This window comes from Snodgrassella sp. ESL0323 (genome assembly GCF_013346865.1).
Taxonomy (GTDB): domain Bacteria; phylum Pseudomonadota; class Gammaproteobacteria; order Burkholderiales; family Neisseriaceae; genus Snodgrassella; species Snodgrassella alvi.
Genome location: NZ_JAAEDT010000016.1, coordinates 1 through 21099, shown reverse-complemented (window position 1 = coordinate 21099; position 21099 = coordinate 1). Strand labels below are relative to the sequence as shown.

The following is a 21099-nucleotide window of genomic DNA, read 5'->3' as shown; positions in this document are numbered from 1 at the left end:
TGGTACATACCCGCATCGATGCTGCTGGCCGTCAGCTCGGCTTCAGCTACGATGCCTACGGCCGCCTCACCGCCCTGACCAACGAAAACGGCGAACAGTACCGGTTTCAGTATGATGCCGGCGACCGCCTGACCGAACAGACCGATCTGGACGGGCGCAGACAGCAGCTGAGCTACGACCTGCTTGACAACGTCAGCAGCGTACGCTTTGCTGCTGGCAGCCCGCATCAGATCGAACACCGTTTCAAACGCGATGCCATTGGTCGCTTAATTGGCAAATACACCCCCGACGGCACCACCGCCTACCAGTATGACAAAGTCGACAACCTGCTCAAAGTCGGCTTTAAAGCTGCCGGTTTACCGCCGGAAGCCGAACCGAAACTGATCAGCTTCAGCTACGACATAATGGGCAACCTGCTGAGCGAAACCACTGCACAAGGTGTCCTGCAGCATCAGTATGACAAACTGGGCAACCGCATCGCCATCACTCTGCCGGACGGACGGACCATCAACAAACTGTATTATGGTTCCGGCCATCTGCACCAGATTAACCTGGACGGCCAGATTATCAGCGGCATCGAGCGCGACCTGCTGCACCGGGAAACCCTGCGCAGCCAGGGCAGAATGAATACCAGTTTTCAATACGACCGCACCAGCCGCCTAACCGGTAAACAGACCAAACGTCCGGGAGCAGGCATCCTGCCGGATACCATACTGGACCGCAACTACAGCTACGACAATCTGGACCGGCTGGTAAGCAAAAAACACAACCGGCAGGGACAAAGTGATTACCGCTACGACGTGACCGACCGCATCGAAAGCTGCCGCAACGAAGCGTACTGGGAAACCTTGCAATACGATGCTGCGACCAACCTGCTGGATAGAAGACGTGGCGAAGAAGAAAGCAATCAAAACCTGATCCGCTTTAATCAGCTGCTCAGCTTCCGCGGACTGAAATACAGCTACGACGAACACGGACGTACCCGCAGCAAACAGACCGCCAGCGGTACCCAGTATTACCATTACGATACCGAACACCGCCTGACCGAAGTGCGTATCGAACAGCTGAACCATACTGAACGCTACGGCTACGTCTACGATGCCCTTGGCCGGCGGATTGAAAAACACCGGCTGGACCGTGACGGCAAGCCATGCAACCGCACCACCTTCCTGTGGGACGGACTGCAGATGATTCAGGAAAGCAGTGCAGACAAACGGCAGAGCCTGTATCTGTATACCGATGAAGGCAGCTATGAACCGCTGGCGCGGATAGACAGAAACGGTAATCAGAAACAACACATCTACTACTTCCATACCGACCTGAACGGCTTGCCAGAGGAGCTGACGGATGAAGCCGGTGAAATTGTGTGGTAATGCTCATACCAGCTGTGGGGCAAACCGATACAGGAGATTGCCCATAGAGAGATACAACAGAACCTGAGGTATCAAGGACTGTATTTAGACAGAGAAACCGGACTGCACTACAATACTTTCAGGTACTACGATCCGGATATAGGCCGCTTTACTATGCCGGATCCGATTGGATTAGCCGGCGGACTCAATCTTTATCAGTATGCGCCCAATGCGTTTATGTGGATTGATCCGTGGGGATTAAGTTGCAGTTCAGATGCCGCAGAATTACGCAAAAATATGCAAAATTTAGGCATACCAGAATCTAAATATAAAAATTCAGCGCATCATATTGTTATGTCCAATTCAAAAGATTGGAGAATGGTGAAACTTAGGGAAAAAATGGATTCATTTAAAATTGGGATTAATGAGGGTATAAATGGTGCTTACTTACCAACTTCTTCAAAAGTAAAAGCACCTGCTCATTCTAAAATTCATACAAACGAATACAAACAAAATACATATGATCGACTTATAAATATAGATAATGCTACAGACTTTAAAAAGGAATTACAAAATATTGGTAAAGAAATATCAGAAGGTAAATTTAAATTTTAATAAAGTGAGCCGCACATGAATAATCAATTAAAACTTTTAAAGAAAAAATATGACCAAATCGTTCTCTCTCCTAAAGAAATAGAAAATGATTATTATCAAAATGTGATGTCTAAATATGCATATAAAAAAATATCTAAAGGACCAAGCTATAATGTTTGGCCTTTTGATTACCAGATAGGAGGTTTTAAAAAAGGGAGAGAATTAAAAAAACTTCCTAAATTAATTAATAATACTCGTGTCTATTATTTTGATGGTAACGATAAAATACTGTTAACTGAAATATATGGGAAAACTGAACGTATTATTGATAGAGAATATTACTTTTATTGTAAAAATGATATTGAATCAATTTATTTTATTAGTACCATTGGTGCTATTGATGTTGCCAATATTTCTTTATTAATGAACAAAAATGGATATGAAAATCAATTAATTAGTTATGCTAAATATGGATATAGCATCTGGAAATATAACTATTTTAATAATACTTTAGTAGAAATAGATGTACAATGTAAAGGACATGACGAAACTGAAATTACATTTTATAAAACCTATCTTGAATACAACAATGGCGAATTAAATAGAATAATTTCCAAATATCCTAATGGTTATGAAGTACAACGTTATTCATTGAAATAATTAAATTTTAATCAAAATTTGTTATTATCTTTTATGAGGTTATGCTGTGATCGATTTGTTAAAATTTCTAAACAAAAAAAACATACAATATCGTATAGAAAATGAAAATATTTATGTTACGGTAGATTTAAACTTATCTAACACAGAACTCAAAGCTCTTCCTGAAAATTTATCTGTCAGTGGTAATCTGGATTTAAGATACAGCAATATAAGTACATTGCCGGAAAATCTATTTGTAGGAGGAAATTTAAATTTAGAATCTATAGGAATTAAAAAACTACCTAATCAATTATTAATTGAAGGTGATTTAAATTTAGCATATACAAAAATTCAGGTCTTACCCGAAAACTTGTCTGTCGGTGGAAGTCTAAATTTAAGAAACACTAAAATTGAAGATTTAAGTAATTTTTTATTTATCAATGGAGATTTAAATCTAGCGTATACCAAAATCAAAAAATTACCTGACAATTTATTTGTTAATGGTAATCTAAATTTAACGCATACTAAAATTGAGATATTACCTAAAAATTTGTTTGTTAATGGTGGCTTATATCTTGAATATTCAAAAATTAAATCTTTACCAGAAGATTTATCGGTTAATGGCTACTTATGCTTAGACCATACTGATATCGTAACTATACCCGAAAATTTATCTTTAAATGGTAGTTTAAGTCTTAATTTTACCAATATAGAAAAATTACCAGAAAATTTTTTTGTTAAAGGTTATTTAGACTTAAGTTCCTCTAAAGTTAACACATTACCGGAAAATTTATTTGTTGGTGAATTTTTAAGTCTGGCAAATACAGAGATCCAAATACTTCCAGAAAATTTATGTGTCAAAAGAAGTTTATATCTGGAAGCTTCAAAAATCAAAACATTACCTGAAAATTTCTCAATTGGTGGAAGCTTAGATTTGCACAATACAGAAATTGAGATATTACCTGATAATTTACATGTTAAAGGTAATTTGAAATTAAAATCAAAAAAAATTAAAAAATTACCTGAAAATTTATGTGTTGATGGCACATTAGATTTAAGTAATAGTCAAATTGAAACATTGCCTGATAACCTAATAATTAAGGGGGATTTGAATTTAAAAAACAGTAAGATTAAAAATATACCTGAAAATTTTTCAGTAGGCGGGAGCCTAAATTTACAATACACAAAAATTAAGATATTACCAAAAAACTTGTTTGTTGGCGGGAATTTAGATTTAAGATATAGTCAGATTAAAACATTGCCCGATAACTTATTTGTTGTTGGTCATCTGAACGGGGAATCAACAAAACTAAAAGCATTATCCCAGAATTTCAAAGTTTGTGGAGATCTATATTTAAGAGAAACGGAAATAGAAGTTTTACCTGAACATTTTTCTGTTGCAGGTAGTTTAGATTTGGCATTTTCGAAATTAAAAAAATTACCTAAAAATTTATCTGTTGGTGGTTATTTGAACATAAGTAATACAGAAGTTGAAATATTACCAGAAAATTTATCTATTAAAGGTAATTTAAATATTGAATCAACAAACATCAAAATGTTACCAGAGAAAATCTCTCTTGGAGGGAAATTATATTTAAATATAAATAAGATACAAAATATTTGTTATTTTGAAGATCATGAAAATAGTTTACAAAAGATTTGTGTTTGCTGGATTAATAACAAACTTATAATTATAAGCAAAGATTTTTTAGGTAATTTAGAAGAATTTTTACAATTAATTGCTAAAGATCATTCTGCAGAGAGGGTAGAAAAATATAAATACTCAGTAATTCAGTGTATTAAAAATCTATCTGAAAAACTTACTGAAAACTTACTAAAAAACATATTAATTAGTTATATAAATAATTTTAATGATATATATTCAGTTAAACTATAAATTCATTGAGCTGTTTCTAATTATCTAACATCGTGTTATAGAACAATGAAAAAGATAGTAACGGTAACTATATTGAAGTTCTTTGAACGACACTTTTAATAATATTCATAAAGTATAATGACCAAAGATTTCAATCCACAGAATCATGATTTTAAATATATGCATAACTCTAGTGATGTGGAGAGTCCAAGTTATTCTGGAACACAAAGATAAAGTGGTACTACAGTTAGCGTATTCCAAATGAGATAGAGATAAAATTTATATTTATATATTTAAGAAATAATTTATCTGATTTGGATTATGAAATCATACCCGAAAAGGTTTTTGATTATTTGAGTGATATAGAATTATCAATAATTGGATATTGCTGCTCTGCTTCTTTCTTAAAGATTCTTGGTGAACCTTTAGATGAAAATAAACTAATAGCATATGTTAGGGAAGAAAAATGGAAAATTGATAATAAAATAAATTATATGCTCATACCAGCTGTGGGGCAAACCAATACAGGAGATTGCTCATAGAGAGATACAACAGAACCTGAGGTATCAGGGACAGTATTTAGACAGAGAAACCGGATTGCACTACAATACTTTCAGGTACTACGATCCGGATATAGGCCGCTTTACTCAGCCTGATCCGATTGGGTTACTGGGTGGCTTTAATCTGTATCAGTATGCGCCCAATGCGCTGATGTGGGTTGATCCTTGGGGATTGGCAAAGTAGAACGTAAAGGAAAAACAAAAGGTCGTGTAATGGACTGGAAAATTAAAGATAATGTTCCAGTAAAAGTTATAATAAAAAAAGGAAGGGTGAAAAAATGTTAATCGAAGCTTTGCAGAAATATTGTGATGCAGAAAAAAGGTTATGGGAAGAGCTCAATAATGACAAAGACAAACAATATTTTATAGATAATGCTAATGTTTCTGAAGCTACACTATTAATTGAAGATTTATTTAGATACATCAGAATAGTAGCACCAGCCACCTTTGAGTTATTATTAAAAATAGATAAAGATGCAGCACTAACTTTTATCAAAAAATTTTATTTGTGGCAGGATCTGGCAAATTATTCTGATAATAGAGTGTGTGATCTTAAAATGATGTTTACTGATATTAAAAATATTCTGGGAGAGAATGAGCTGAATAAAATATTAAAATCTAAAAAATTTCTACCTGTAAATAAAAGAAATAAAAAAGTGAAAGAAGCAATTAAATTTGCTCTCAACGAAGATTAATAAATTCAAATGAAAATATCTTAGATTAATATAATCTGAATTAATAATAAAGATATAGTAGGATAAACAAAATTAAAGTTTATATTTTTGAAAATAATATTATTAAAAAGGAAAAAGCAAGATGTTGACTGATACTATTCAAGAATGTATTACTGCTTACAATAATTTAATTAAAGTAATAACAAACGATCAGGAAAAACAGTACTTTGTTGAACATGCCGACGTTTCAAAAGCCACTTCTTTATTAAGTCATTTAATATTGTCAAGAATAATACAGTTGCCAGCATTTGAGTTATTATTAAAAATCAATAAAGAGGAGGCATTATATATTTTAAAATCTAGGTATTTATCTATAAATCTTTCTCGTGCTATTAGAGATCCAGTTGACGATCTTGATGTTATGTTTTCTGATATAAAGGAAATACTGGGTGAAAAAGAATTAGATAAATTATTAAAAAATAAAAAATTTCTACGAAAAAATATGAAGAATAGGATAATTAAAAGGAAATTGAGAGAAGCGATCAGATTTGCTAAAGAAGAAGATTGATAAATTATTTTAGTTCACATAATCTATATACAATTTTTGCAGTTATATATAAATCTTAAAAATGTTCATATAGCATATAGTAAGTATAATCCAGTAAACTGATAAATAATAATAATTTTGTTACGATGCCGAACACCACCTGACCGAAATGCGTATCGAACAGCTGAACCATACTGAACGCTATGGCTATGGCTACGTCTACGATGCCCTCGGCCGGCGCATCGAAAAACACCGGCTGGACCGGGACGGCAAACCATGCAACCGCACCACCTTCCTGTGGGACGGGCTGCAGATGATGCAGGAAAGCAGTGCAGACAAACGGCAGAGCCTGTATCTGTATACTGGTGAAGACAGCTAGCTATGAACTGCTAGCGCGAATAGACAGAAACGGTAATCAGAAACAATACATCTACTACTTCCATACCGACCTAAATGGCATGCCGGAGGAGCTGACGAATGAAGCCGGTGAAATCGTCTGGGAATGCTTATACTCGCTATGGGGTAAACCGATACAGGAGATTGCCCATACAGAGATACAGCAGAACCTGAGATATCAGGGACAGTATTTAGACAGAGAAACCGGACTTCACTACAATACTTTCAGGTATTATGATCCGGATATAGGCCGCTTTACCCAGTCGGATCCGATTGGTTTAGATAGCGGACTCAATCTTTATCAGTATGCACCTAATGCGCTGATGTGGATTGATCCGTGAGGATTAACCCAAAAGTGGGTTGATCCTAAAGATATTAATTTTTCTCAACGAACAATTTCTAGAAATAATTATGCAGAAATTATGAGAAATGGTCAGTTTGATTGGAATAGATCTCCACTAAATGTAATAATTATTGATGGACGACTCGTATCATATGATAATAGACGCTTGGATGCTGCTTTAGAAGCTGGTTTAGAGAAAGTAAAAGTAAATATAGTAGACCCAAACTCCCCTCACCCCAATTCTTCAACTGGTAGAACATGGAGTCAAAAATTTCAGGATAGATTTAAAGATAAAAAAAAATAAAAAAGCAGGCGGCGTAGTACCTAAAACAGGATTAAAAACAAGACCTTTAAAAAAAGGACCTAAAGAATGTTAGGATTATTAAATGTCAAAAATAAACGAGTTATGGAATAAAGAAAAATTACCAACTAAAGATGGTATTTATTTTGCAAATGGAGAATCTTTTTCATTTTTGGCAGAATTTTATCCCCATGTATTTATAAAAAAAGGGGAATCATTTAATCTTGTTGATTTTTTAAATAAAAACCCTGATTGCATAACTACTATAGATATTTTTCAGAAAATTAAAATACAAATGGGAGGAACATGCTTATTAGGAGAATGTAGCCACGGATCCGAAGGTTTTATCGCATATATTTCATCTGATGAAAAGCTAAATTGGGTAATATATTTTGAAGAATCTAATCCTTTTATAAATGCAATTGAATTACCAGATAAGTTTCTTGAAGTAGAATCTAGTGCTAATTATAAAATAATCGTAGATTTAAAAAATCCTATTAATATTAATATTGTTTCAATAAATGGAATTGAAGTGTAATTACATTATAAAATATATATTTTTTAAATATTTATTGAAATATATAAATGTATGGCACTATATAATACATATTTGATACAGATCACTTTACTTAGTCGGACCCGATTAAGCTAAAAGATGTGTTAAATCCTTATGTGTATGTAAAAAATCCGTTGACATATACAGTACCGGTTTCAGTAAGGCGCTGGCGACCGCCTGACCGGCAAACAGACCAAACGACCTGGAGCGGGTATCCTGCCGGATATCATACTGGGTCGCAGCTATAGCTACGATAATCTGGACCGGCTGGCAGGCAAAAAACAACAACTGACAGGGACAGAGCGATTACCGCTACGACGTAACCGGACGCATCGAAAGCTGCCGCAACGAAGCATACTGGGAAACCCTGCAATACGATGCTGCGGCCAACCTGCTGGACAGAAGATGCGGTGAAGAAGAAAGCAATCAGAACCTGATCCGTTTTAATCAGCTGCTCAGTTCCCGAGGACTGAAATACAGCTACGACGAACATGGACGTACCCGCAGCAAACAGACCGCCAGCTGTACCCAGTATTACCATTACGATGCTGAATACCGCCTGACCGAAGTGCGTATCGAACAGCTGAACCATACTGAACGCTACGGCTACGTCTACGATGCCCTCGGCCGGCGGATTGAAAAACACCGGCTAGACCGTGACGGCAAACCATGCAACCGCACCACCTTCCTGTGGGACAGGATGCAGATGATTCAGGAAAGCAGCGTAGACAAACGGCAGAGCCTGTATCTGTATACCGATGAAGGCAGCTATTAACCGCTGGCGCGGATAGACAGAAACGGTAATCAAGAACAACACATCTACTACTTCCATACCGAATATTCGTAAAGGAAAAGTGAATTTTGAAGATAATACCAGCAATTAAAGTCATTAATGTGAAAGGTCAATTAGTAGTAAGAGATGGTAATAGTCATCTATTTATTGCACGTAATGCAAAAATTAAATATATAAAAGTTATTGTTGAAACTGATATTAATAGCTTGAAAGATTTTACTAGTAGAATTAAGAACAATCATTTACCTAATCAAATACATCTACTCTTCCTAAGTATAAATAAATACTAAATATTATGATAAAAAAAAGACTTTGCTTATGCTATTGAGTTTCCATACTGGCAAGCTCCAAATGATGATATTGTTATTAAATCCCAAGGTGATTCATTAAATGCTTTTTTTAAAATATGGAGCTCTCCGGCTAAATACTCAGTTTATACTGGTATATTTAAATTCTCTTATGTTTGGGCAATGCGTTTTGAACGAAACAAAAATTTATATTACTATATTAACCGTGAAGAAGATAATTATCGTGCATGCTATTGGATTGTTCATAATTCTTCATGGTTAGAAAAACTTAAAAAAGAACGATATTCTTTTTTCCTGATTGAGAAAAATATGACTTGGGAGAATATTTTCACTATATCATCCAAAGTAATAAATTTTATATTAAAATAATTGCTAAAGATTTAAAAATATCTAAGGAAAAATTACAAAAAACTTTTAAAAAATAATTTTTAACTAATAATTATAAAAGCAGTAAAAAATTTAGCAGAGAAAATTTAATACTATTGATAGAGAAAAATCAGATTAATATACATGGTCATGATTACTGGAAAATTTATAAAGTGAGGGGTAATGGAAAAAAAGAAGTTATAGGTAGAATCGGTCATGAAAGATTTGAAAAATATGATAGAATTCATAACGAACCTGTCTATATTGATGGAATACTAATGAATGGAGAATAAAACATGATAGATTTTAATGCAGATATTATAAGTTATAAGTCTATTGGCAATATTGAAATTGGGCGTAATGTAGAATTTTATATCGATGAATTATATAAAAACTTTGATGTTAAAGAAACCCAGTATGTGGTATCAAAGAGTGTAGAAAAAGACGAAATAAGGTATGAATATTCTTTAAATAATGATACGGTAAGATTTTCTACGGATATTGATGGTCAAATTATTGTAGTAGGGTGCAATGAAAACTATAGAGGAAAATATAAAAATAAATTATATGCAGGCATTACAATGGGAAAATTGATTAATTTAACTAATAAACAGTGGATAAAGTTTGGTGCACTTGTTATAGATCAAGATTATGGTATGATTATTACACTCCCATCACCATATGATGAAATAGCTGATTATTTAAAAGATATTCCGCTGAATTTAATCCTAAATGAGATCTATGTTGGTAATTTTGATTCTTGGTGATGAAATAGCTGATTATTTAAAAGATATTCTGCTGAAATTACTCTTAAATGAGATCTATGTTGGTAATTTTGATTATTGGTTGCCAACACGTAAATCAAATAAATGATTTATAGCTAAATTAAGTCGGTTATCGGGCTCCAATAAGTTATATCTTCAAAATTTACTAATAGTCTATTCTATATCACACTATGAACGGAGATTAAGGACATGATAGATTTTAGTGCAGATATTAAAAGCTATAAATCTTTGGGCAATATTGAAATTGGGCGTAATGTAAAATTTTATATAATAAATTATATAAAGAATTTGATATTAAAGTAACCTAATATAAGATACCAAATTATCCAGAAGAAAATGAAATAAGGTATGAATATTCTTTGGATAATGATACAGTAAAATTTTCTACTAATATTGATGGTTTAATTGAAGTCATAGAGCATACTGAGAATTATTATAGAGAAAAATATAAAAATAAATTATATTGAATAAACTAGGAAAGAAATTAATATTTTCCAGTTTTTTTATTATTTAGTTCCTGTTCATTCTCCTAAACAAGTTATCTTTAAACCTTTTTAATCTAATTATCCACATTAAACGCTACGTCTACGCGCTTGGCCAGCCCATCGAAAAACACCGGCTAAACCGTGACGGTAAGCCATGCAACCGCACCACCTTCCTGTGGGACGGGCTGCAGATGATTCAGGAAAGCAGCGCAGACAAACGGCAGAGCCTGTATCTGTATACTGATGAAGGCAGCTATGAACCGCTGGCACGGATAGACCGGACCGGTAATCAGGAACAACAATCTACTACTTCCATACCGACCTGAACGGCATGCCGGAGGAGCTGACGGATGAAGCCGGTGAAATCGTCTGGGAATGCTCATATCAGTTATGGGGCAAACCGGTACAGGAGATTGCTCATATACAGATACAACAGAACCTGAGTTATCCTGGCAGTATTCAGATAGAGAAACCAGACTGCACTACAATACTTTCAGATACTATGATCCGGATACAGGCCGCTTTACTCAGCCAGACTTGATTGGATTAGCCGCGGATTTAATCTTTATCAATATGCACCGGATGCACTGATGTGGGTGGATCCATGGGGATTGGCATGTACAGTAAAAAGAGGGGCAGATGTAACTCCAGATATTATTAAAAAATCTTTAAAAGACGATAAGATGATGACAAAACAAGCTTCTGTTTCACTTCCTGCAATTCAACGTTATGTAGATAAATTGATTAATGGTTATACACCCCCACCTATTAAAATTGATGGGAATATAATAATAGACGGAAATCATCATTATATAGCTGGAAAGGTACTAGGTAAAAAACTTTCTGCAACATCCGGAACACTTTCAGAATCTGATCGTTCAAGGGTTAAACCTATGTCTGAAATATTAATTGATACTGTCGATTGGGGAAATTATTAATGATCAAAATTAAATTTGAATCTGGTGAATCTAAAGAGTTTAATCTAACTATACTTGATGGTTCTGATCTTAGTAACTTAAAACTTCATACAGCTATATTTGAAGAATATTCTTTGCAAAATGTAAATTTTAATTATACAGATTTACGTAATGTAAACTTTGCATATTGTAATTTAAATTACTCAAATTTTACTGATGCATCTATGATGAATTGCAATTTAATGAATTGTTCACTAGTTAATGTAAATATGACTAGAAGTAAATTAATGGGTGCATTTTTATTAAATGCAGATTTGAAAAATGCTAATTTATTTGGTGCTGATTTATTTGGCGCAAATTTTAATTGTACTAATTTAAAAGGTGTAAATTTACAAGCAACAAGAATAGAAGAAACTAGTTTTATAAATGCAGTTTATGATAAATATACTATATGGCCAAAATTTTTCCTACCAGAAAATAAAGGAGCTATTTTAGTATAAAATAAATTAATATTCATTTAAAAATTAGTAATTTATATAGATTACCAAAAGCTAAATAATAAATAGATTTCCTTTAATTTAAATTCAAGAGTTATAGTAAATTCTCTAAAGTTCAACTCAAGACAAAAGAACTAATAAATTTAGTAATTAAGGTTTTGATGAATTTAAATAATCACTAAATTCCGATACAGATCGCTTTTCACAGTCTAACCCGATTGGATTAGCCGGCGGACTCAATCTTTATCAGTATGCGCCGAATGGATTGACTTGGATTGATCCATGGGTGTGGAGTTGTGGTCTTGCCAATTCTATAAATTGGAAAGGTTTTAATTCAAAAAAATTATCAACAGGTAAAAAAGGATTACAAACACATTTTGAGAAGCATGGATACGAGTTTGGCAATATTACTCAAAATTAATATCTAATGAAAGCTAAAGAATTTGCAGGTAAACTTTTAACTTCGACAATGCAGGAAACAAAAGTTGGTAATTATGTAATTAAATATGATAAAAGTAGTGGTGAAATTTTTGTAGATCATATAAAACAAAGAGAGATTCGAACTTATTATATAGACGATAAGCGAAGTATAGATCCATTTTAAGATGCAATTAACTCAGCGCGAGAAAAATAATGTGTATAGAATTTCTTCATAGTGAAGTAGTAAATTATTTAAATTATAACTCTTTATTTACTTTAAATTTAAACGATAGAACAATTACATTATATGAAGATGGATTAATCGATGAAGAATCTACAGAGTTGTCTAAGAAGCAAATATTTAATAAAGAAATTTTGTATTCCTATCAAATCTCTCCTTTAATTAGAAACAAATATTTAGAAAGTAAAATTAAAGAAATTACCGGTAATGATATAAAAATAATTGATCATCCAGATAGTGAAATTACTGGTATTTCTTGTGTCTCATGTAGATACATCGTATACGAAAATTTTGATGAATCTATTTTTGAAATATGCCCAGTTTGTTATTGGCAAACAGATACACTGGATGAACATGGATATAGTAGATTAAATAAAGCTTATTTAAGTACTTATAAAAATACTTCTTCGTGTAAAGAAAAAATAAAGCAATTTCAAGATATCTATGTAAGAAAATAGTATATTTATATAATTAGTATGATTACTAGTACTAAAATCAGAAAAAAATGCAAAGCAAGCATTATTGGGTAATAAAAAATTTCAAGTAAAAGTTCAATCGAGTACTGATGCTAAAGCCTTTTTAAACGAAGTTCATGAAAATATGAATCGTTATAAAGCACATGCACAAAGTAGAAGGTCTGATGGGGTAGCTATATATCCTAAAGGATATGAACAGCATATGAGTCAAGAGGATGGTATGGTAATACTCCACACATTAGATGGTATAATAATGAAACTGATGGTCATATTTTTTACGATATAACTAATTAGAATATGAAAAATTCTTTTTCATTTAAATATTTAAATAATAAAGAAAGTATATCTTCTTTTGAAAAAGATGATATTTTTCTTAATATGTTAAATACAATCTTATTATTATGTACAGATTCATTTTCTGAATTAATTTCTCTTTTCAAGCATGAAAAATATTATATAGTTCATAAACAAGTTATTTATAAAGGAAAAAAGCTATATTGAAAGGAGAAATGTTTAAAGTTTCAAAATTTGAACTTATTGATTTTATTAAAAAATCAATAGATACAGATTATATGAGAGGGTTTCTAATTACACCAATCACTACTAGTAATAATAAAAAAGTCTTTTATTTAACAGAAGATTTATATTATTTATATGAGCCTTAGTTTTTTATTATTATAATTATATAATAACTAGATGTATATAATAGCTATATGATGTCCAGGCCACATTGAGAACTGGTTCAATAAAGCATACTGGAGCGTGCTTAATTATAAGCTGTCAGTTAACCTGTTGGATCGAAAATGGTATGAAGAAAATAGTAATCAGAACCTGATGCATTTTAACTGGCTGCACAATATCCGCGGATTTCAATATACCTATACCAAACATCTCCGCATCCGCAGTAAATAAAATGCCAGTTGTACCCAGTACAACCCTATAACTGTACTCACTTTATATGGCACAGGTTAAGAATGATTGAGGAAAGTGGCTCAAACAAACTGCAGAGTCTGTATCTATACACCGGCCAGTATAGCTATGAACCACTAACGCGGATAGACCGGACCGGTAATCAAGAACAACAAATCTACTACTTCAATACCGACCTGAACGGCATGCCGGAGAAGCTGACGGATGAAACAAATAAAGGCTTTGAGCCTCATAAAATAGATATGAGTACAGTTAGTGATAAACTAAAAATAATTCAGAGAGGGAATGATTTAAAACATTTCAAAATTGTTCCGGCTCAGTCAATGCCATTGATTGATTATGTTAATGAACTAGCAAAAATAAAGGTATATTAAATATGACTATTATATTTCCTGAATATTATGATGATTTATTAGAAATGGAGTGTAAATCAAAGGGGTGTGCGTTGAACTTTAATATCAACTTAAATGGAGTTAAGATGATATTTAATTTTTATGACATAGTAAGATTTACTCAGGACGCTAAATCTGAGCTTGAAGAATATGGTTTTTTTAGGGATGAAGATGCTGTAATCCTTCCTGAGGTTACTCGTGAGCAAATTTATAAATATTTAAGTTCTCTAAGTTAAAAAAATAGCCGGAAAGTTTCCTCCAACCGTTCTGACTAAATTTGCCAAAATGAATATAGAAAAACATAAAACTTCATAATGGGCAACCTGCTGAGCGAAACCACTGCACAGGGTGTTCTGCAGCATCAGTATGACAAACTGGGCAACTGCATCGCCACCACCCTGCCATCAACAAACTGTATTATGGTTCCGGCCATCTGCACCAGATTAACCTGGACGGTCAGATTATCAGCGACATTGAGCGAGACCTGCTGCACCGGGAAACCCTGCGCAGCCAGGGCAAAATGAATACCAGTTTTCAATACGACCGCACCAGCCGTCTGACCGGTAAACAGACCAAACGTCCGGGAGCAGGTATCCTGCCGGATATCATACTGGACCGCAGCTACAGCTACGACAATCTAGATCGGCTGGTAAGCAAAAAACACAACCGACAGGGACAAAGTGATTACCGCTACGACGTAACCGGACGCATCGAAAGCTGCCGCAACGAATCCTACTGGGAAACCCTGCAATACGATGCTGCGGCCAACCTGCTGGATAGAAGACGCGGCGAAGAAGAAAGCAATCAAAACCTGATCCGCTTTAATCAGCTGCTCAGCTTCCGCGGACTGAAATACAGCTACGACGAACACGGACGTACCCGCAGCAAACAAACCGCCAGCGGTACCCAGTATTACCATTACGATGCCGAACACCGCCTGACCGAAGTGCGTATCGAACAGCTGAACCATACTGAACGCTACGGTTACGTCTATGATGCCCTCGGCCGGCGGATTGAAAAACACCGGCTAGACCGAGAAGGCAAGCCATGCAACCGCACCACCTTCCTGTGGGACAGGATGCAGATGATTCAGGAAAGCAGCGCAGACAAACGGCAGAGCCTGTATCTGTATACCGATGAAGGCAGCTATGAACCGCTGGCGCGAATAGACAGAAACGGTAATCAGGAACAACACATCTACTACTTCCATACCGACCTGAACGGCATGCCGGAGGAGCTGACGGATGAAGCCGGTGAAATTGTGTGGGAATGCTCATACCAGCTTTGGGGCAAACCGATACAGGAGATTGCTCATACAGAGATACAACAGAACCTGCGTTATCAAGGACAGTATTTAGACAGAGAAACCGGACTGCACTACAATACTTTCAGGTATTACGATCCAGATACAGACCACTTTACCCAGCCGGACCCGATTGGATTGCTGGGTGGCTTTAATCTGTATCAGTATGTACCCAATGCGCTTACTTGGATTGATCCGTGGGGCTGGAGTTGTATAAAAGGAAGAATTAAAAACCTCCCCAAAAAGAATTCCCCATATGGTGAACTTAAAGACAAAGATTTTGCTGCATTGGATAAAGGATTGAATGATATTTTTAATGGTAGAGGTATTCCACGTCTTGATGATCATGGTAATCAAAAGATTTTTAAAGGAAAAGGAGCGCCAAACTGGAAAGGTGCATTAGAATGGGAAGTTATACCTGGCAATGGTAAGTATAGGATACTAACTAAACAATTGCCTAACGGTAAAACTCAAGTAGGTTTTACTGATAACCACTATGATCGAATATTTGATGTTATTTTGGACTAATTACATATTGTATTTCGGTTATTTTACAGGCTGACGCGATGAAAAATAAATATGAAGTTAGAGACAGTTCTGAGCAATTGATTTTTTCTTGTAATGATTTTATTGAATGTTATGATTTTTTGGGAACAAGTGGTTATTATTGGTACGCATTTATAGGGATGTCTGAACAAAATGTTAATTTAATAATAGATGAGGAAAAATACTCCATTAAAAATGATCAATTTGCTGATAGATTTTATGGTGAATTTACAGTGCAAAAAATAATAAAATCACATGATGTATTATATGCTGGTTTATATTTTTCTGGAGGAATGTATAAAAGAGGGGCATTAGCTTTACTTAAAACAGCAAGTGAACTTGAGGAAAGAGTATGGCTTGATATGAAAGGAAATTTGAAATTAATATATCTTTCAGCCAGTTATTTAAAAAATGGTTTCCCTCGAACTTCAGATAAAGATACTGTCGTCATTGAGGGAAAATATATTCAGGATTACTATGCTTTTTTTTGTGAGCTTGGTCATGCTTTCCTTGGAAATTTTGGGTATATGGGATGGAATCTACCCGGGGTCTCAGATCTTTTGATCGATGTTGCGCGAAAAGATAGAACAATTAATATTATCTGGAAAGATAGTGATTTATCATTTAAAGCGATTGAAAATACCGTTCCAGAAGGCTATCAGTCAATATCTAGTGATATCGTAGTGGAATTAAAAGAGCATTGTAATGTAATTTTAGAGTAATTATCTATTAACCATTCTTTCACTAAATATTAAAAAGTCGGCTTACTGGTTTATTTATTGAATCAGCTGCTTTCAATCCCGATTATTAACCATAAATATAGTCAGTTTATGAATGCTTTTCGGTCTGCTTAATTGCAGTCAGCGCAGTGCACTACTGTTTGGTGGCGTCATCTTCTGTTATCAACATCAAGTAAAAAATTTTATTGCTAATAAACAGTATGGTATATGTGTAACTGGATTATCTTCAGAGAAATTAAACTTCTCTGTCTGATAGCAACTTGTCGTTAAATTGTTTACCAGGGATAGGTAAGCAAGGGCCGGCAAGATGGAAAAGTGCAGTAGAATGGGAAGTTATAGTTGGAGATAATAAATTAAGGATACATACAAAAAATTTCCTAACGGTAAAGCCTAAGTGAGCTTTAATATTAACCAATATGAAAGAATATTTGCTGTTATCATTGAATAATTACAGGTTATATTTTGAATATTTTACAGGATGAAGCAATGAGAACTAAATATGAGATTAGAGACAGTTCAGAACAATTGATTTTTTCTTGTAGTGATTTGATTGAATGCTATAGTTTTTTAGGGACAAACAATAATTATTGGTTTGCATTTACAGGAATTTCTGAACAAAATGTTCATTTAATAATGAACGAGGAAACTTACTCCATTAAAAGTAATCAATTTGCTGGGAGGTTTTATTGTAAATTTACAGTGAAAAAAATAATAAAATCACCTGATGCATTATATGTCTGTTTATCTCTTTCTTCAGAAACATATTCAGAAACATATTCAGAAATGTATTCAGAAATGTATAAAGTAGGAGCATTATCTTTCCTTAAAGAAGCAGATAATCTTGAGGAAAGAGTATGGCTTGATATGAAAGGAAGTTTGAAATTAATATATATTTCAGCCAGTTATTTAAAAAATGGGATTCCACGGACTTTAGAGAAAGATACCGTTGTCATTGAAGGAAAATACATTCAGGATTACTATGCTTTTTTTTGTGAGCTGGGTCATGCTTTCTTTGGTAAGTTTGGTTATATGGGAAGTTGTATACAAGATGTATCAAAACTTATGGAAGATCTTTGCTCAGAAGATAGGAAGATTAATGTTATCTGGAAAGATAGTGATTTGTCATTCAAAGCAATCGATAATACTGTTCCAACAGTCTATTATCAATCATCATCAAGTGATCTTCTGATGGAAATAGAATATTATTGTAATGTAATTTTAGAGTAATTATCTATATAATCATTTTTTATCAAATATTAAAAAATCGACTTACTAATTTACTTATTGAATTAGTTGCACTAAGTTGATTTAAGCTATAAAAATAAAAGATTATGTATAGAACTAGAATTGCGATGTGGTAATCAGTTTACACAAGATTGGACTTATAAGTTACCTGATGAATATCGAACTAAAGGATGATTAAATAATATACTTCGAACGAAAAAAGAGTATCAGATATCTTTTTGAGCATCAGAATGAGTATTTGAATTTTAATAAATTGCTGGTTATAGATTGTAAATCAATAAAAATTTTTTGCATTCGTGATAAGGAATTAAAATAAATATAAATTGCTTTGCTATTACGTATTATTTTTAAATGGAAAAACTAAGAAAAAATTAATATTTTTCCAGTTTTATTATTTAATTGCTGTTTAGTCTACTAAAAAGTCATCTTTAATCCTCTATAACCTAATTCATCCGCATCAAACGCTACGTCTACGATGCTCTAGGCCGGCGCATCGAAAATCACCCGCTGGACCGTGACGGCAAGCCATGCAACCGCACCACCTTCCTGTGGGACAGGATGCAGATGATTCAGGAAAGCAGTGCAGACAAACGGCAGAGCCTGTATCTGTATACCGATGAAGGCAGCTATGAACCGCTGGCACGAATAGACAGAAGCGGTAATCAGGAACAACACATTTGCCTAGCCTGATCCGATTGGGTTAGCCGGTGGCTTTAATCTGTATTAGTATGCGCCGAATGCGCTGATGTGGATTGATCCATTGGGGTTAACTGCGGATGATTTAATAACATATAAGCCTCGTGATTCGTTAAGTGCTCAATCTGGATCTCGGAGTACCGCAATAAATAGGGTTTGGACACAAGAAAAAGCATTATTGCAAAATGGAGGAGAAGGAACTTGAGCTTGGGCAGCTAAAGAAAGAGTGCTAATTTTGAATACACCAAATAGTCAACTTACCACAGTTATGTCTAAGGCAGGTTATACTGAACATTATATAAATTCTGTTGAGGGAAATGGCTCTCTAAGAGCAAAATGTAAGGGGATATCCAAGAAATATTGTTTTCTTACAAAATGATCGTCATCCTAGTGGTTTTAATGAACATGTTCGTGAACCACGGGGGCATAAAGGAATTACAAGAAATTCAAACAATGGACGTTTGATAGATCGAGGCGCTACTTTAAGACAACATAATAAATGCTGAAGGTGAAAATGTATGTTTATTGATAATCGTCTGCGTAAATTTGCAGAAACATTTCAAAATAGTAATACAAGTTCTGGGGTAATGAAGTATTCTATTACGAAATTGAAAGCTGAGAAAATTGACCTTCCATTAACCGGAGAGATTTTATATTATTATGACTATATAATACTTGAAGATAAGCCAATTTTGGGGAACGATTTATTTCTTCGGTTTATTGAAAGAACTAAATTAAAAAATATCCTTTCAAGCTGGGATAATGATCCAGAATGGAAAGATAGTTATATCATATTTGCTGACCGTGATGGTGATGTGTTGTTTTGTGATTCATCTGACATTAAATCTCCTGTTTATGGTAGTGTACAGATGAAGATGTATAAATTAACTGACTCATTAAGTGATTTTTTGAATATTTATTCAAAACTTATTGAGGTGGAAGAGATTGAATTTTGCGGTGATGTAGTTGATGATGATTTTAATCACAAACCTGAATATTTATTAAGAATTGAAGAGGAATTAAACAAAAATCTTTCTTCTAAATTGTTTGTAGATAATTTTATGTATTTTTTCTTTGGATAATCGACTATATAAAAACGTATAGTTTCTCCAATAATCCATTATAGCTTTTTGATTTACTGCAGAGGTGGGCTCACTCTCACCTTAGTTTATTTGAGTAGAGTAAAAGCATATTTGTACCTGTTGATAAATATGGAAATTATCACGTATTTGAAGCTAGACATGGCAATAGCGAACTAACTAAAAATCGAGCTAAAGCCGGTATCTTTGATATGAATAGCTCATCAAATACTGCTAGTGGTATTGAAGGAAAAACAATTATTCCATTGAGAACTATAAAGGAATTTGGAGTTGTTACTGTAAATAAAAAGAAAACAAATGACATAGACCCACGAGATACAGTGCATGATGCATTTTTCCATATATTAAGTTTTTAAAGAGTAAAAAATATCGGTGACAGCCGATTTAAGAAAGTTATTTGAAATTGATTTGCATAATTATTTAAAGGCAAATTTTTTATGCGTTTCAAATATCAAATGTTTAAAAAATGAAATATTCATAAAAAAAGATAATAAAGCAAGTGGTCACATAGATTTCGATTTCTTGAATAATACCCGTGGCTACTGTCACTACACGAGTGTTAATTCTCCAAAATCAATTGATTTTTTTAATAAAATAAACCACTACCAGTACAACGCTGCCGGCCAGCTGCAAAGCTATACCGATCCGGCCGGCCTCACCACCCGCTACCGCCGTGACCAGCGCGGACTGGTGCATACCCGCATCAATGGCTTCAGCTACGACGCCTACGGACACCTCACCGCCCTGACCAACGAAAACGGCGAACAGTACCGGTTTCAGTATGATGCTGGCGACTGCCTGACCGAAGTGCGTATTGAAAAGCTGAACCATAGTGAACGCTACGGCTACGTCTACGATGCGCTCAGCCGGCGGATTGAAAAACACCGGCCGAGTGCATCGTGTACACTGTGTTTTTGATGTTACCAACAGCATTTCTTATGCTTCTTATTGTAATTACAATTTAACTTTTCATTCAAAAATGCCGTCTGGCAAAAGTCCTGCTTTTTTTAAGCTTGCTAAT

Annotated in this window: 33 protein-coding genes; 31 read left to right on the top strand and 2 right to left on the bottom strand. The window is 34.2% G+C overall.

What is annotated here, in order from left to right; genetic code table 11:
- The 12 genes from GY065_RS06585 to GY065_RS06530 form a co-directional block, all read left to right on the top strand.
- Positions 1-1373 (top strand): RHS domain-containing protein (locus tag GY065_RS06585; RefSeq protein ID WP_174833535.1); only part of this gene is annotated, 1373 nt, incomplete at its 5' end.
- 12 nt (positions 1374-1385) lie between these two features.
- Entirely contained in the window at positions 1386-1967 is a 582-nt protein-coding gene (locus tag GY065_RS06575; protein ID WP_256433031.1) for an RHS repeat-associated core domain-containing protein, read from the top strand.
- A 15-nt stretch (positions 1968-1982) separates the two neighbouring features.
- Positions 1983-2606, top strand: coding sequence for a hypothetical protein (locus tag GY065_RS06570; protein WP_174833533.1), 624 nt, complete (start codon positions 1983-1985; stop codon positions 2604-2606).
- 46 nt (positions 2607-2652) lie between these two features.
- Positions 2653-4482: a hypothetical protein gene (locus GY065_RS06565; protein WP_174833532.1), complete on the top strand. Its 1830-nt coding sequence runs from the start codon at positions 2653-2655 to the stop codon at positions 4480-4482.
- A 332-nt stretch (positions 4483-4814) separates the two neighbouring features.
- Positions 4815-5003 carry a hypothetical protein gene (locus GY065_RS06560; RefSeq protein WP_174833531.1) on the top strand — a complete coding sequence of 63 codons (189 nt, stop codon included), beginning with the start codon at positions 4815-4817 and terminating at the stop codon, positions 5001-5003.
- On the top strand, positions 4951-5205 hold the full coding sequence (locus tag GY065_RS06555; RefSeq protein WP_174833537.1) for an RHS repeat-associated core domain-containing protein: 255 nt from the start codon (positions 4951-4953) through the stop codon (positions 5203-5205). The genes GY065_RS06560 and GY065_RS06555 overlap by 53 nt, the downstream gene beginning before the upstream one ends.
- A 94-nt stretch (positions 5206-5299) precedes the next feature.
- On the top strand, positions 5300-5716 hold the full coding sequence (locus GY065_RS06550; RefSeq protein ID WP_174833530.1) for a hypothetical protein: 417 nt from the start codon (positions 5300-5302) through the stop codon (positions 5714-5716).
- 121 nt (positions 5717-5837) lie between these two features.
- Positions 5838-6263, top strand: coding sequence for a hypothetical protein (locus tag GY065_RS06545; RefSeq protein WP_110413764.1), 426 nt, complete (start codon positions 5838-5840; stop codon positions 6261-6263).
- 148 nt (positions 6264-6411) lie between these two features.
- Complete coding sequence (locus GY065_RS13000) at positions 6412-6621, top strand: hypothetical protein (protein ID WP_202984051.1); 210 nt, start codon at positions 6412-6414, stop codon at positions 6619-6621.
- The gene (locus tag GY065_RS06540; protein WP_202984050.1) at positions 6572-6979 is read left to right on the top strand and encodes an RHS repeat-associated core domain-containing protein; all 408 of its coding nucleotides are present in this window, start codon (positions 6572-6574) and stop codon (positions 6977-6979) included. Before GY065_RS13000 ends, GY065_RS06540 begins: the two co-directional genes overlap by 50 nt.
- 81 nt (positions 6980-7060) lie before the next feature.
- A complete protein-coding gene (locus GY065_RS06535) occupies positions 7061-7285 on the top strand; it encodes a hypothetical protein (RefSeq protein WP_174833529.1) in 225 nt (74 codons plus the stop codon).
- 82 nt (positions 7286-7367) lie between these two features.
- Entirely contained in the window at positions 7368-7820 is a 453-nt protein-coding gene (locus tag GY065_RS06530; protein WP_174833528.1) for a hypothetical protein, read from the top strand.
- Positions 7821-8064: 244 nt separating this feature from the next.
- Here GY065_RS06530 and GY065_RS06525 read toward each other — a convergent pair whose 3' ends face one another.
- The gene (locus GY065_RS06525; RefSeq protein WP_174833527.1) at positions 8065-8430 is read right to left on the bottom strand and encodes a hypothetical protein; all 366 of its coding nucleotides are present in this window, start codon (positions 8428-8430) and stop codon (positions 8065-8067) included.
- Between GY065_RS06525 and GY065_RS06520 the strand changes: the two genes are divergently transcribed.
- From GY065_RS06520 to GY065_RS06475, 12 genes are all read left to right on the top strand, one after another.
- On the top strand, positions 8407-8613 hold the full coding sequence (locus GY065_RS06520; RefSeq protein WP_174833526.1) for a hypothetical protein: 207 nt from the start codon (positions 8407-8409) through the stop codon (positions 8611-8613). The two genes, GY065_RS06525 and GY065_RS06520, sit on opposite strands and share 24 nt — an antisense overlap.
- A gap of 988 nt (positions 8614-9601) precedes the next feature.
- Positions 9602-10072, top strand: a complete 471-nt coding sequence (locus GY065_RS06515; protein WP_174833525.1) for a hypothetical protein — start codon at positions 9602-9604, stop codon at positions 10070-10072.
- Positions 10073-10766: 694 nt separating this feature from the next.
- Positions 10767-10901, top strand: coding sequence for a hypothetical protein (locus tag GY065_RS13380; protein ID WP_256433029.1), 135 nt, complete (start codon positions 10767-10769; stop codon positions 10899-10901).
- 49 nt (positions 10902-10950) lie between these two features.
- A complete protein-coding gene (locus GY065_RS12995) occupies positions 10951-11166 on the top strand; it encodes an RHS repeat-associated core domain-containing protein (RefSeq protein WP_202984049.1) in 216 nt (71 codons plus the stop codon).
- The gene (locus GY065_RS12990) at positions 11166-11513 is read left to right on the top strand and encodes a hypothetical protein (protein ID WP_202984048.1); all 348 of its coding nucleotides are present in this window, start codon (positions 11166-11168) and stop codon (positions 11511-11513) included. Before GY065_RS12995 ends, GY065_RS12990 begins: the two co-directional genes overlap by 1 nt.
- Positions 11513-11992 (top strand): pentapeptide repeat-containing protein, encoded by a 480-nt coding sequence (locus tag GY065_RS06505; protein WP_174833524.1) that lies wholly within the window; start codon positions 11513-11515, stop codon positions 11990-11992. The genes GY065_RS12990 and GY065_RS06505 overlap by 1 nt, the downstream gene beginning before the upstream one ends.
- Before the next feature lie 262 nt (positions 11993-12254).
- Positions 12255-12410 (top strand): hypothetical protein, encoded by a 156-nt coding sequence (locus tag GY065_RS12985; protein WP_202984047.1) that lies wholly within the window; start codon positions 12255-12257, stop codon positions 12408-12410.
- A 6-nt stretch (positions 12411-12416) separates the two neighbouring features.
- Positions 12417-12593, top strand: a complete 177-nt coding sequence (locus GY065_RS06495) for a hypothetical protein (RefSeq protein WP_174833523.1) — start codon at positions 12417-12419, stop codon at positions 12591-12593.
- A 29-nt stretch (positions 12594-12622) separates the two neighbouring features.
- Complete coding sequence (locus GY065_RS06490; protein ID WP_174833522.1) at positions 12623-13108, top strand: CPCC family cysteine-rich protein; 486 nt, start codon at positions 12623-12625, stop codon at positions 13106-13108.
- A 64-nt stretch (positions 13109-13172) separates the two neighbouring features.
- Positions 13173-13412: a hypothetical protein gene (locus tag GY065_RS06485; RefSeq protein WP_174833521.1), complete on the top strand. Its 240-nt coding sequence runs from the start codon at positions 13173-13175 to the stop codon at positions 13410-13412.
- Between the two features lie 688 nt (positions 13413-14100).
- The gene (locus GY065_RS06480; protein WP_174833520.1) at positions 14101-14430 is read left to right on the top strand and encodes a hypothetical protein; all 330 of its coding nucleotides are present in this window, start codon (positions 14101-14103) and stop codon (positions 14428-14430) included.
- Between the two features lie 2 nt (positions 14431-14432).
- Complete coding sequence (locus GY065_RS06475; RefSeq protein WP_174833519.1) at positions 14433-14684, top strand: hypothetical protein; 252 nt, start codon at positions 14433-14435, stop codon at positions 14682-14684.
- A gap of 125 nt (positions 14685-14809) precedes the next feature.
- On the opposite strand, the gene GY065_RS13375 is transcribed toward GY065_RS06475, so the two are convergent.
- Positions 14810-14941 carry a hypothetical protein gene (locus tag GY065_RS13375; RefSeq protein WP_256433028.1) on the bottom strand — a complete coding sequence of 44 codons (132 nt, stop codon included), beginning with the start codon at positions 14939-14941 and terminating at the stop codon, positions 14810-14812.
- Positions 14942-14968: 27 nt separating this feature from the next.
- Here GY065_RS13375 and GY065_RS06470 point away from each other — a divergent pair, with 27 nt between their 5' ends.
- From GY065_RS06470 to GY065_RS06445, 7 genes are all read left to right on the top strand, one after another.
- Entirely contained in the window at positions 14969-16279 is a 1311-nt protein-coding gene (locus tag GY065_RS06470) for an RHS repeat domain-containing protein (RefSeq protein ID WP_174833518.1), read from the top strand.
- A gap of 38 nt (positions 16280-16317) precedes the next feature.
- A complete protein-coding gene (locus GY065_RS06465; protein WP_174833517.1) occupies positions 16318-17019 on the top strand; it encodes a hypothetical protein in 702 nt (233 codons plus the stop codon).
- A 480-nt stretch (positions 17020-17499) separates the two neighbouring features.
- A complete protein-coding gene (locus tag GY065_RS06460) occupies positions 17500-18264 on the top strand; it encodes a hypothetical protein (RefSeq protein ID WP_174833516.1) in 765 nt (254 codons plus the stop codon).
- A gap of 582 nt (positions 18265-18846) precedes the next feature.
- Positions 18847-18972 (top strand): hypothetical protein, encoded by a 126-nt coding sequence (locus tag GY065_RS13370; RefSeq protein ID WP_256433027.1) that lies wholly within the window; start codon positions 18847-18849, stop codon positions 18970-18972.
- Between the two features lie 524 nt (positions 18973-19496).
- Entirely contained in the window at positions 19497-20060 is a 564-nt protein-coding gene (locus GY065_RS06455; protein ID WP_174833515.1) for a hypothetical protein, read from the top strand.
- Between the two features lie 209 nt (positions 20061-20269).
- Positions 20270-20434 carry a hypothetical protein gene (locus GY065_RS06450; protein ID WP_174833514.1) on the top strand — a complete coding sequence of 55 codons (165 nt, stop codon included), beginning with the start codon at positions 20270-20272 and terminating at the stop codon, positions 20432-20434.
- A gap of 166 nt (positions 20435-20600) precedes the next feature.
- Complete coding sequence (locus tag GY065_RS06445) at positions 20601-20996, top strand: RHS repeat domain-containing protein (protein ID WP_202984046.1); 396 nt, start codon at positions 20601-20603, stop codon at positions 20994-20996.
- The last annotated feature ends 103 nt before the right edge of the window (positions 20997-21099 follow it).